9 protein-coding genes are annotated in these 11545 nt (G+C 73.3%); 5 read left to right on the forward strand and 4 right to left on the reverse strand.

Annotated elements, in window-relative coordinates; translation table 11 throughout:
* Positions 1 to 13: 13 nt before the first annotated feature.
* Both OG618_RS36065 and OG618_RS38115 read right to left on the reverse strand, forming a co-directional pair.
* Positions 14 to 4309, reverse strand: coding sequence for a HAMP domain-containing protein (locus OG618_RS36065; RefSeq protein ID WP_329491848.1), 4296 nt, complete (start codon positions 4307 to 4309; stop codon positions 14 to 16).
* Positions 4310 to 4428: 119 nt separating this feature from the next.
* Positions 4429 to 4995: a sigma-70 family RNA polymerase sigma factor gene (locus tag OG618_RS38115; RefSeq protein WP_442906973.1), complete on the reverse strand. Its 567-nt coding sequence runs from the start codon at positions 4993 to 4995 to the stop codon at positions 4429 to 4431.
* Positions 4996 to 5306: 311 nt separating this feature from the next.
* Here OG618_RS38115 and OG618_RS36075 point away from each other — a divergent pair, with 311 nt between their 5' ends.
* Positions 5307 to 5705, forward strand: a complete 399-nt coding sequence (locus OG618_RS36075) for an STAS domain-containing protein (protein ID WP_329491849.1) — start codon at positions 5307 to 5309, stop codon at positions 5703 to 5705.
* Positions 5706 to 5873: 168 nt separating this feature from the next.
* The gene (locus OG618_RS36080) at positions 5874 to 6344 is read left to right on the forward strand and encodes an ATP-binding protein (RefSeq protein WP_329491850.1); all 471 of its coding nucleotides are present in this window, start codon (positions 5874 to 5876) and stop codon (positions 6342 to 6344) included.
* A gap of 74 nt (positions 6345 to 6418) precedes the next feature.
* Here the strand turns inward: OG618_RS36080 and OG618_RS36085 are convergent, their stop codons facing one another.
* Entirely contained in the window at positions 6419 to 7123 is a 705-nt protein-coding gene (locus OG618_RS36085) for a metal-dependent hydrolase (RefSeq protein WP_329491851.1), read from the reverse strand.
* Positions 7124 to 8253: 1130 nt separating this feature from the next.
* On the opposite strand from OG618_RS36085, the gene OG618_RS36095 reads away from it, so the two are divergent.
* Entirely contained in the window at positions 8254 to 8664 is a 411-nt protein-coding gene (locus tag OG618_RS36095; RefSeq protein WP_329491852.1) for a hypothetical protein, read from the forward strand.
* 380 nt (positions 8665 to 9044) lie between these two features.
* Complete coding sequence (locus tag OG618_RS36100; RefSeq protein ID WP_329491853.1) at positions 9045 to 10013, forward strand: helix-turn-helix transcriptional regulator; 969 nt, start codon at positions 9045 to 9047, stop codon at positions 10011 to 10013.
* 60 nt (positions 10014 to 10073) lie between these two features.
* Here OG618_RS36100 and OG618_RS36105 read toward each other — a convergent pair whose 3' ends face one another.
* Positions 10074 to 10430: an STAS domain-containing protein gene (locus OG618_RS36105; protein ID WP_329491854.1), complete on the reverse strand. Its 357-nt coding sequence runs from the start codon at positions 10428 to 10430 to the stop codon at positions 10074 to 10076.
* Between the two features lie 756 nt (positions 10431 to 11186).
* Between OG618_RS36105 and OG618_RS36110 the strand changes: the two genes are divergently transcribed.
* Entirely contained in the window at positions 11187 to 11483 is a 297-nt protein-coding gene (locus tag OG618_RS36110) for a hypothetical protein (protein WP_329491855.1), read from the forward strand.
* Positions 11484 to 11545: the final 62 nt, after the last annotated feature.

The following is an 11545-nucleotide window of genomic DNA, read 5'->3' on the forward strand; positions in this document are numbered from 1 at the left end:
GGTGGGGGTCGCGCTACGGCCTCAGCCACCGCTCGATGCAGGTGATCAGGTCGCGCGCGTCGACCGGCTTGGTGACGTAGTCGCTGGCACCGGAGGCGAGACTCTTCTCCCGGTCACCCATCATCGCCTTCGCGGTGACGGCGATGATCGGCAGATCGGTGTACGCGGGCATGGCGCGGATCGCGGTGGTGGCGGCGTAGCCGTCCATCTCCGGCATCATGACGTCCATCAGGATCAGGTCGACACCGGCGTTGCGGGTGAGGGTGTCGATCGCGGCGCGGCCGTTCTCGGCCTGCAGCACTCGCATGCCGTGCAGTTCCAGGATCCCGGTCAGTGCGTACAGGTTGCGGTCGTCGTCGTCGACCACCAGGACGGTCCGTCCGGCGAGCGAGCCGTCGACGTCCTGGGCGAGCGGGGTGGCCGGGTCCTCGGCACGGACCAGCGGCAGCACGTCGCCGGGCTGCTCCGCGCTCAGGTGCAGGGCGATGCGCTCGCGCAACTCGTCCAGGCTGGAGAGGAGTTCGAGCGGCTGCACGGTGGCGCGCTGTTGCAGGAGCCGCTCCTGCTCGGCCCCCAGGCGCCGGTTGTTGTGCGCCAGGACGGGCACGCTGTGCAGCGCGGCGTCCCGTGCCATCTCCTCCAGGAAGTCCAGCGCCGCGCCGTTCGGCAGGTCCAGTTCGAGGACCACGCAGTGGCACGGCGTCGCGGCGAGGGTCTCCGCCGCCTCCTGGGCCCCTACCGTGGTGATGACCTCGACCGCCCCGCGCGGTCCGCCGAGGTCGGCGTGCCCGGTCAGGTCGGCGACGGCGCTTTCCGCGACGAGGGAGAGCAGGCCGCGCTGCCGCTCCTCGATGACCAGCAGCCGCTTGGGCTGGGCGACCTCCGGCGTGCCCGCCTGCCCGGCCTGCTCGTCCTGGCCCGGCCGGGCCGACTCGGCCGGGCCGGGCTCCAGGGCCTCCCGCGGGGCCTGGCCGCTCAGTTCGACGAACTCAGCCCTGGCCGCGGGCAGGTAGAGCGAGAAGGTGCTGCCCTGACCCGGGGTGCTCTGCGCGGTGATGGCGCCGCCGAGGAGGAAGGCGATCTCCCGGCTGATGGAGAGGCCCAGGCCGGTACCGCCGTACTTGCGGCTGGTGGTGCCGTCGGCCTGCTGGAACGCGCCGAAGACGCTCTCCAGGTGCTGGGGGTCGATCCCGATGCCGGTGTCCACGACGTGGAAGGCGACCACCGGACCGTCGTCGCGGCGGGCGACGTCGGGCAGCTGCGCGCCGTCCGCGAGCTCGATGCGCAGGTCGACGCTGCCCCGCTCGGTGAACTTCACCGCGTTGGACAGCAGGTTGCGCAGGACCTGCCGCAGCCGGTAGTCGTCGGTGAGCAGTTCGGCGGGTACTCCGGCGGCGGTGGTGACCTGGAAGGCCAGGCGCTTCTGGCTGGTCAGCGGCCGGAACGTGGCCTCGACGTAGTCGAGCAGCTGGCGCAGCGGGATGCGCTCCGGGGAGACGTCCATCTTCCCGGCCTCGACCTTCGAGAGGTCGAGGATGTCGTTGATGAGCTGCAGCAGGTCGGAGCCGGCGGAGTGGATGATGCCGGCGTACTCGACCTGCTTGGCGGTCAGGTTGCGGGTCGGGTTCTGGGCGAGCAGCTGGGCGAGGATCAGCAGGCTGTTCAGCGGGGTGCGCAGCTCGTGGCTCATGTTGGCGAGGAACTCGGACTTGTAGGTGGAGGCGACAGAGAGCTGGTGGGCGCGGTCCTCCAGCTCCTGGCGGGCCTGCTCGATCTCCAGGTTCTTGGTCTCGATGTCCCGGTTCTGGGCGGCGAGCAGGGCGGCCTTGTCCTCCAGCTCGGCGTTGGAGGACTGCAGCTCCTCCTGGCGGGCCTGCAACTCCGCGGATCGGACCTGCAGTTCGGAGGTGAGGCGCTGGGACTCGCCGAGCAGCTCGTCCGTCCTGGCGTTGGCGACGATGGTGTTCACGTTGACGCCGATGGTCTCCATCAGCTGTTCCAGGAAGGCCTGGTGCACCGGGGTGAAGTCCTGGAGCGCGGCGAGCTCGATGACGCCGAGCACCTGCTCCTCGACGACGATCGGCAGCACGATCAGCGAGGCGGCCTCGGCCCGGCCCAGGCCCGAGGAGACGCTCACGTAGCCGGCCGGCAGCCGGTCGACGGCGATCGTGCGCCGGCTGCGGGCGGCCTGGCCGACGAAGGACTCGCCGAGCCTGAACCGGGTGGGGCCCGCGCCGGCGGGGAAGGCGTAGGACCCGATCAGGTTGAGGAAGGTGGCGCCGCCGGTGTCCTCGGCGAGGTAGAAGGCGCCGTACTGGGCGGCGACGAGCGGGGTGATCTCGTCCATGATCAGCTCGGCGACGACGGGCAGGTCGCGCCGGCCCTGCATCAGGGCGGAGATCCGGGCGAGGTTGGACTTGAGCCAGTCCTGCTCCTCGTTGGCCCGGGTGGTCTCACGCAGGGACTCCACCATGAAGTTGATGTTGTCCTTGAGGTCGGCGACCTCGCCGGAGGCGTCCACGGTGATCGAGCGGGTCAGGTCGCCCTCGGCGACCGCGCTGGTGACCTCGGCGATCGCGCGGACCTGGCGGGTGAGGTTGCCGGCCAGTTCGTTGACGTTCTCGGTGAGCCGCTTCCAGGTCCCGGAGACGCCCTCGACCTCGGCCTGCCCGCCGAGCCGGCCCTCGCTGCCGACCTCGCGGGCCACCCGGGTGACCTCCGCGGCGAAGGCCGAGAGCTGGTCGACCATCGTGTTGATGGTGGTCTTGAGCTCCAGGATCTCGCCGCGCGCGTCCACGTCGATCTTGCGGGTGAGGTCGCCCTTGGCGACGGCGGTGGTGACCTGGGCGATGTTGCGGACCTGGCTGGTGAGGTTGTGCGCCATGAAGTTGACGTTGTCGGTGAGGTCCTTCCAGGTGCCGGCCACGTTCGGGACCCGGGCCTGGCCGCCCAGGGTGCCCTCGGTGCCGACCTCGCGGGCCACCCGGGTCACCTCGTCCGCGAACGCGGAGAGCGTGTCGACCATCGTGTTGATGACGCCGGCCAGCGCGGCGACCTCGCCCTTGGCCTCGACGGTGATCTTCTGCGAGAGGTCGCCCTTGGCGACGGCGGTGGCCACCTGGGCGATCGAGCGGACCTGCCCGGTCAGGTTGGAGGCCATCACGTTGACGTTGTCGGTGAGGTCCTTCCAGGTGCCGGACGCACCCCGGACGGTGGCCTGGCCGCCGAGGTTGCCCTCGGTGCCGACCTCGCGGGCCACCCGGGTCACCTCGTCCGCGAAGGCGCTCAGCTGGTCGACCATCGTGTTGATGGTCTCCTTCAGCTCCAGGATCTCGCCGCGCGCGTCCACCCGGATCTTCTGGGAGAGGTCGCCCTGGGCGACGGCGGTGGTCACCTCGGCGATGGAGCGGACCTGGGCGGTGAGGTTGTCGGCCATGACGTTGACCGACTCGGTGAGGTCCCGCCAGGTGCCGGAGACGTCCCGGACGTCGGCCTGGCCGCCCAGGCGTCCCTCGGTGCCGACCTCGCGGGCCACCCGGGTCACCTCGCCGGCGAAGGCGCTCAGCTGGTCGACCATCGTGTTGATGGTCTCCTTCAGCTCCAGGATCTCGCCGCGCGCGTCGACGTTGATCTTCTGGGACAGGTCGCCCTGGGCGACGGCGGTGGCCACCTGGGCGATGGAGCGGACCTGGGCGGTGAGGTTGCCGGCCATGAAGTTGACCGAGTCGGTGAGGTCGCGCCAGGTGCCGGAGACTCCCTTGACGTCGGCCTGGCCGCCGAGCCGGCCGTCGGTGCCGACCTCGCGGGCCACCCGGGTCACCTCGCCGGCGAAGGCGGACAGCTGGTCGACCATCGTGTTGACGGTGTTCTTGAGTTCGAGGATCTCGCCGCGGGCGTCGACGGTGATGGTCTGCGACAGGTCGCCCTTGGCGACGGCGGTGGCCACCTGGGCGATGTCGCGGACCTGGGTGGTGAGGTTGCCGGCCATCGCGTTGACGGAGTCGGTCAGGTCCTTCCACGTCCCCGACACGCCGGGCACCTTGGCCTGGCCGCCGAGCCGGCCGTCGGTGCCGACCTCGCGGGCCACCCGGGTCACCTCGGAGGTGAACAGGGAGAGCTGGTCGACCATGCCGTTGAACACGGTGGCGATCTCGCCCAGCAGCCCGTCGGCATCGTCGGGCAGCCGGGTGCCGAAGTCGCCGTCGCGTACGGCGGTCAGCCCGGCCAGCAGCCGCCGCAGGTCCGGTTCGCCGACCTGCGCGGTGTCGCTCGTCGTGCGCTGTGCCTGGGACTTCGTCGTGCCCGCCATCGGGACGTCGCTTCCTCGTCAGGTGCCGGGCCGAAGGCCCGCCACAGTCACCGCCCGCTCCGGCCTGTGGCCCGGCCGAGGGCCGGGCCACAGGCCGCGCAAGGCACCAGTCCGTACCGTCAGGGACGGTACTCCACCTGTTCCGCCAGGGTGAACTCCGCCGTCGGCACGGGGCCGTGACCCCGCTCACGTCGGGCCGCAGGCCCCCGTGGGGGCGTGCGGCCCGTCGGTGCCGGCCGGAGGGCGGCCCCGCGCCGCGGTGGCGCGTCGCCCCGGCCGACCTGTCGCCGCCGTTCTCCCGCGACGCCGGGCCCGCTCCGGAAGCACCGGGGCGGGTGCCGGTGATCCTGATCACCCGCTTCGCCGCCGGTGTGACCGACGCCGCCCGCTCCCGCCGCCGCACGGTCGGGAACACCCCGGGACCCCCGAAAGGGGCGCCCGACGGTTCGGCGGGCGCCCCTCCCATGCCGTCCGCGACGGCTCGGGAGCATCGCTCGGGCGTCGGCGAGGAGATCGGCGCGCAGGCCGGCCAGGGTGCGATCGAGCAGCCGGGAGACGTGCATCTGCGCGATGCCGAGCCGGCGGCCGATCTCGCCCTGGGTCAGCTCGGCGCCGAAGCGCAGGGAGAGGATGGTGCGGTCGCGCTCCGGCAGGGCGGCGATCGCCGGCTTGAGGGTCCCAGGCAGAGCATGAGCTCGTAGGCGCCCTCCTCCTGCGCGACCCGGTCCGCCAGCGGGTCGCCGCCGTCCGCCCCGAGGGTCGGGGCGTCGAGTCCTCTGCTGGGGATCATTTGATCGGGTACGACGCGGCTCACCTGCCCAGCCTCACCCGGATCAGGCCTCCCCTTGCGGAAAGGCCCCACTGTATTCACATTGCCCGCACATTCGGGTGGCACTGCTCGACTGTCCCGCCCGGAGGGCGTACCTTGCGGTCGGATGCCGCCGTACCGTCGTACGGGCTGACACGGCCCCACTCGACAGAAGGAGGACGGAGAGCGATGCCCCACGGCGTCCCCGAGCCGGAACCGGCCCCCCACCAGCCCGGCGAGGACTCGCACACCGTGCGCCTCAGGGCCGATCTGCGAACCGAGGACGGTGCGGTGGTCGTCTCGCCGGTCGGCGAGCTGGACTACGACAGCGTGGCGCTCCTGCGCGCGCAGCTCCACGAGGCGATCGGACAGGCCCGGGAGCGGGTCGTCGTCGACTGCCACGGCTTGTCGTTCTGCGACTCCACCGGCCTCAACCTGCTGCTCAACACCCGCGCCGAAGCGGAACGCGCGCACCTCACCCTCGTCCTGGCCGGCCTGCAGTCCTCGGTCGCCCGACTGTTCGAGCTCACCGGGGCGCAGACCGTGTTCGACATCCGCGCGGACCTCGGTTCGGCTCTCGCCCGATGACGCCGGGTACACCCGGGCGCCGGAGGGCGGCCCGTGGACCGTGCGGCAGCCGTCGGGGGGCGGCGGGGCCCGGTGCACGTCACCGGTGTCTCCTGCGAACCGGCGGGCACACGAGGAAGCAAAGGCCGGTTGCCACCCGGTCCCGGTCGGTCGTCGGAGTGAGGACAGATGAGTGCCAGTGAGTACCGGACGGCGAGCCGGTCGGTGATGCCAGGGATGCCTCCCACCGGTCAGGTCCGGAGGCTGACCCTGGACGGTGCGGCAGGTGCGGTCGGACGCTGTCGCGACCGGACACGGGCCGCGCTGGAGGACTGGGGATGGCTGCCCACCACCGATCCGGACCAGCAGGCCCGGGCCGACGACGTCCTCCTCATCGTCTCCGAGCTCGCCACCAACGCCTGCCAGCACGCCGGCGGGCCGGACCAGCTCGTCCTGTCCGCGAGTGCCGGCACCCTCCGGATCGAGGTGCTGGACGGCTCCGACGAACCGCCGCGGCCCCGGTTGCCGCACGAGCCGACCCGCATCGGCGGGCACGGCCTGCACACCGTCGAGCTGCTGGCCAGCCGGTGGGGGCACCTTCCGCGGGCTGACCGCCCCGGCAAGGCGGTCTGGGTCGAGATCGACCTCCCGCAGGGCTGAGCGGCGTCGGTCGGCGCCGCCGGCCCCGCCGGGGGCGCGCCGTCGTCCGGGCGGGTGGCGGGGTGCCGCCCGGCTCAGCTGATCGGCAGGGTTCCGGGGAAGACCGTGCACCAGAGCAGGACGAAGGTCGCGATCGTCATGAGGGGGGCGAGGAACTTCGTCTCGACGCCGTTTCCGGTGCGCTTGATCAGCGGTATCTCGTAACGCCGTCCGTACGGCCAGAACAGCGGGACGCCCCGCCTGGTCAGGAAGTCGCCGAGCAGGTGCGCCAGGACGCCCAGGGTCACCGCGCACGGCAGCCAGTACCGGGCGTTCGGCAGCCAGGAGTCCAGGCCGGCCGCTCCGAGGGCGGCCAGGCCGGTGGGCAGTGCCCAGGTCGCCGGGCCGTTGCCGGGCGGGTGCAGGTGCAGGGCCCGCAGGGCCAGCGCCAGCAGGCAGAAGGTCAGGCCCAGGACGAAGCCGCGGCCCAGATGGGCGATACCGGCCCAGGTACCGGCGCCGGCGAGGGCCGCGAACAGCAGCGAGTGGGTCGCGTGGCGATGGCCCCCGCTGACCCGGCCCAGCACGCGGCAGAGCACCCCGGACACCGGCCCGAGGAAGTGGGCGAGCGTGCTGTCGTGGTGGTCCAGGTCGGGCAGGAGGGCGGCGCCGGCGCACAGGACGGTGCCCATCAGGAGGTCGGCGGGCCCGAACCCTGGTCCGACCAGTTCGACGGGGAGATGGCTCGACGCCGCCGCGAACAGCAGCCCTCCGCTCACCGCGTGCGAATGTCCCATCATGGCGCGCCCCCACCTTCGTCGCTCTTCTCGACCGCCGCTCCCCTCGACGGACCGCGCGACCGGCCGGACCCGCGCCCGACGGCGCGTCGACTACCCGCGATCTTCGTGTCGAAGCGCCCCCGGGCCGCGGGTGACGTCCGGTGCGGACCCCTGAGTCCGTACCGTCTCCGGTACCGACGACGGGAACGGCACGTACGCCGCCGCTCCGGGCGCCGGTGCGCCCGCTCCGACAGTCCCCGGGAAGCCGGCCCCGCCCGCCTCTCCACGGGCCCTCACCCGCGCCCGTGATCCCTGCCGCCGGTAGCGGGGATCGCCGTGCGACCGGCCGGAGCCGGGTTCCCGGGCCGGTGAGGGGGTGTTCGTCGAGGAATACCAGGGTGTTGGCGCCCCACGGGACGAGGGCGAACGCGATCGTTGATCGCGCCGCCGACCAGGCTGGGATCGCGCTCCTCCAGGAGCGTCGGGGTGAGCACGCGCCGGGCGACGATACGGTCCCTGAAGCCCGGGGCGAACCGTTCCACCTGGTCCTCGATCCGCTCCGCCATCGCCTCGGTCTCGCGGGTGTCCCAGTGGCCGTGATGCCGGCGTCCCCAGGTCGTCCCTGATCACCTGGGGGACGTGGGTGTGGGCCCAGGCGGACCCGGTGCCGGCGGGGGACCTGCCGGGATCGGGGGGTCGTCATCTGCCCCAGGAGCGCGAACGGGCGGCGCGGCAGCCGCCCCGTGCTCAACTGCAGCGCGTAGTCGCTCAACTCGTCGAGGTCGGCGCCCAGGTGCACGGTCCCGGCCGCGGCCGCCTCGGGCGCGGTCCAGGGGACGGGGCCGTCGAGGGCCCAGTCGACCTTGACCGTGGAGAAGTCCCACTGGAAGCGCCGGAGATCCGCGCGCGTCCGGGGCGGCAGGTGCTCCCACCCCACCAGGGCGCCGTACAGGGTCGGCGCCGGAACGTCCGCGAGGACGGCACGGCGGGCCCGGTGGGACTGGCCGTCGGCGGTGCGCACGCCCAGCGCGCGGCCCCCGCGCACCACCACCTCGTCCGGGAACTCCCGCCGACGGGCCTCCGACTCCCTCCCCGAAGTGCCCTCGGCCGGGCCGTGTCGGCGCGGCCGGTGCTGCCGCTATCGTGCGGGGATGGACATGCGGGTGGAGATCCTGGGGCTGATCACGGAGGCGGAAGAGCAGCTCGGGACGGCAGGGTGGGACCTCACGCCGAGGGACCGGGCGCTGGCCCGCGAGGTGGCCGCCGGCCTCGGGGTGGTCGGCCCGGAGGGCGGCCGGGCGGATGCGGTGGAGCCCCAGCGGCTGGAGCGGCTGCGCGAGGCGCTCGCCGTGCTGGCGATCGGCCTGGCCCGCACCCACGGCCGCCTGGCCTGGTTCCTGGCGGGGTGCAGCGCGGCGCTCTCCCCCGTCCTGCACTGGCGGGCCCTGCCGGCGGGGGACGGCCCGACGTTCAATACCGTCGTCCCCACCGCGGAGCAGTTCACCCAGGCCGAGGAGGCGGTGCGGCGGCTGGCTTCCATGCTCGCCCGGATCAGCGCCTGAACAGTGACGCCCCTGCAGTGATGCCTGAACAGTGATGTCCGGGAGCGCGAACTCTCGCTCTGGCGTACGACCGATGCCGGTCCCGCCGGAGGACAGTGGCCCCGGGGGTGCCCGGCCGGCACCCGAGGGCCGCCGCCGTCCGGCCGCAACCCCCGTCGGGGAGACGGAGTTCACTCGGCACGGTGCCCCCTCGGCGGCTGCCGCGCTCCGGCCGGGGGGCCGCCTGGCAGGCTCGGCGCCCTCGCCGCCACACGAACGCGCTCTGCCCCGTACGCCCGGTCCTCAGCTCCCGCGCCGGCGCGGGAGGGGCGGGAGTCGCCTGCGGGTCGCGCTTCCGCGGCCTCGTTTCGAGCGCCGGGATTCCCTGGCAGGATCGGGGCATGGAGAGTGTGGACTTCCGCAGTGGCAGCCTGGACGCGACGGAGGCCTTCCTGTCGTCCGCGTACACCCCGATGCGGATCGGTGGATCGGTGAGTGACGCGCAGGTGCGGGTCACCCGTCGAGCGGCGGGCCCGCTGAGCGTGGACCGTCTCGCCGTCAATTTCGACATGGGGTACGACGCCGGCAGCCTGGGCAGGATCTGCCTGGTCAGCATGCACGCCGGGACCTTGGTGGACCGGACGGACGGCCGGGAGACGGTGTACGGCCCGGGGGAGACGTTCCTCCTCGCCCAGCCCGACCTCCCGTACCAGGGCGAGGTACGGTCGGCGCGCTACACCATCGCGATGTTCGATCCGGCCCTGCTGGACCGGATGGCCGCCGCCGGCGGAGCAGCCGGGCCGGGACCGGTGAGGCTGACGGGCTCCCGGGCGGTCACCGAGGCCGGGAACAAGCGACTCGGCGCCGCGATCGCCTACGTGCGCGACGCGGTCCTGAACGACGCGGCGTCCTTCCCGGGCGCGCTGGCCGTCTCCACCGCCGCGCAGCACCTCGCGGCGGTGGTGCTGGCCTCGCTGCCCCACACCGTCAGGACCGCGCCCGCGCGCGTCGACACCCGCGACGCCGACAGCGGCACCCTTCGGCGGGCGGTCTCGTTCATCGAGGACAACGCCCACCGCGACATCGCGCTCGCCGACATCGCGACCGCCGTGAGGGTGACCCCGCGCGCACTGCAGTACGCGTTCCGTCGCCACGCGGGGACCACGCCGCTGGGGTTTCTGCGCCGGGTCCGGCTGGAACGCGCGCACGCGGACCTCGCCGCCGCCGACCCGTACGCCGGGGTGACCGTCACGCAGATCGCCGCGCACTGGGGGTTCGCCCACTCCGGGCGGTTCGCCGCCCTCTACCGCTCGGTGTACGGCCGGGCGCCGTCGCTCGCGCTCAAGGGGGTCGGCGCCGAACGGCGGTGATCGTCGGGCCGGTCGTCGGCCGGTCGTCGGCCGGTCGTCGCCCGCCGTCGGGCCCGGGGGTCAGAACGGCCTGGACGGTTCGGACGCGGGGACGGGCGGCACTCCCAGGAGGGTGTCGGTCTCCGTCAGGCGCAGCAGCCGGCGCAACTGGTCCTGCGGCGCGGCGACCCGGAAGGCGATGCCCAGGCCGACGGCGGTCATCCGGGCCCGCAGGAACTCGTTGAGCCCGGCCGACGCACAGAAGCTCAGCTTGTCGCAGTCCACGACCAGGGCCTGCGGGAGGGGAGGGGCACCGAGTCCGTCGTCCAGCGCGGCACGCAGGACGTCAGCCGTATCCATGTCGGCGACCCCGTCGAGTGCGACCCGCCGCACACCGGGTGCGCTCTGGTGGCTGGCGATGCGAAGTCCGGATTCCACTGATGCCTTTCCCTGAGTGTGGCCGAGTGCCGGTCCCGGCCCACTCTCCCGGTCGGATGCCGTTCGCGCAGCACCGGGAGCGAAGCCTTTCCGCTCGGTGGCAGTCCGGGAAACGAAACGGCGCGGCGTCCGGGCGGGCGGTCCGATCGGTGGGCAGTCAGGGCCGGGGGCCGGACGGGGTCGCGACAGGGGAGCGTCCGGCTGCCGACGACGCTGGTGGTCGTGCTGTCGAAGCCGGTGTCGGACCTCGTGGTCCTCACCCGGACGAGGCCGTGCGGCACCCGGAGCCCTTCTACGAGCCGTTCACCACGCTGTCCTGACCGGCCGGCACCACCCCCGGGTCCGGGAGGTGGTCCGGTTCTCGCCGGGTGGGAGAGCCGGGACGGGCGTCAGTGCAGGACGCGCCGCCTACTGGGCGGACCGAGGTTGTCTTGGTACTGGGCTCCTGGGACCCGCGGGGCGCGACGGCCGGGTCGGAGGCATCGCCCGGGGCCTGCCAGGACCTCGCTCCCGTCGGGCGGGGCGTCGGCGCCGGGCCTGCCGAAAGGCGGCGCCGCCGGTCCGGTCCGTCTTCGTCGCCTGGGTCCGTCTTCGTCGGCCCGGCCCGGGTAGGAGCCGGTGTGGAGTCGATGGTGTGGAGGCCGCCACGGCTGAGGGTCGGCATCGGGCAGCGGGCGCGACGGGTGCGGCCGGAGCACGGGGGTGGTGGCGCGGGGCGACCGCCGTGGTGGACGAGATCTGGCGGCGGGCCGCACGGTGGAACTCCTCCAACGCTCGATGGCCTTCGCCGCGCTGTTCTTCGTCACGCTGGTGCCCCTGTTGATCGTGATCGCGGCGACGTCGCAGACGCGTGGCGTCGGAATCAGCCGGTGGATCACCGACGGCCTGGGGCTGACCGGCCGCGGAGCGCGGGCCACCAGCGGCCTCTTCGTCTCCCGGGGTCAGACCCTCAGCACCACCACCGGCATCAGCGTCGCCGCGCCGGCGGTCTTCGGGATCTCCCTGATGGCATCCGTCCAGACCGTCTACGAGCGCATCTGGGACCTCGAATGATGCCCCTGGCACGCCGTGTGGCGGCAGGCCCCGGGCCTCGCCGGTCTGACCGCCTACATCCT

This window comes from Kitasatospora sp. NBC_01246, from assembly GCF_036226505.1.
Classification (GTDB): domain Bacteria; phylum Actinomycetota; class Actinomycetes; order Streptomycetales; family Streptomycetaceae; genus Kitasatospora.

Coding starts and splice junctions, on each gene's coding strand:
- OG618_RS36095 (WP_329491852.1), top strand. CDS start 8,254: ATGGACATGCGGGTGGAGATCCTGGGGCTGATCACGGAGGCGGAAGAG.
- OG618_RS36075 (WP_329491849.1), top strand. CDS start 5,307: ATGCCCCACGGCGTCCCCGAGCCGGAACCGGCCCCCCACCAGCCCGGC.
- OG618_RS36100 (WP_329491853.1), top strand. CDS start 9,045: ATGGAGAGTGTGGACTTCCGCAGTGGCAGCCTGGACGCGACGGAGGCC.
- OG618_RS36085 (WP_329491851.1), bottom strand. CDS start 7,123: ATGATGGGACATTCGCACGCGGTGAGCGGAGGGCTGCTGTTCGCGGCG.
- OG618_RS36080 (WP_329491850.1), top strand. CDS start 5,874: ATGAGTGCCAGTGAGTACCGGACGGCGAGCCGGTCGGTGATGCCAGGG.
- OG618_RS36065 (WP_329491848.1), bottom strand. CDS start 4,309: ATGGCGGGCACGACGAAGTCCCAGGCACAGCGCACGACGAGCGACACC.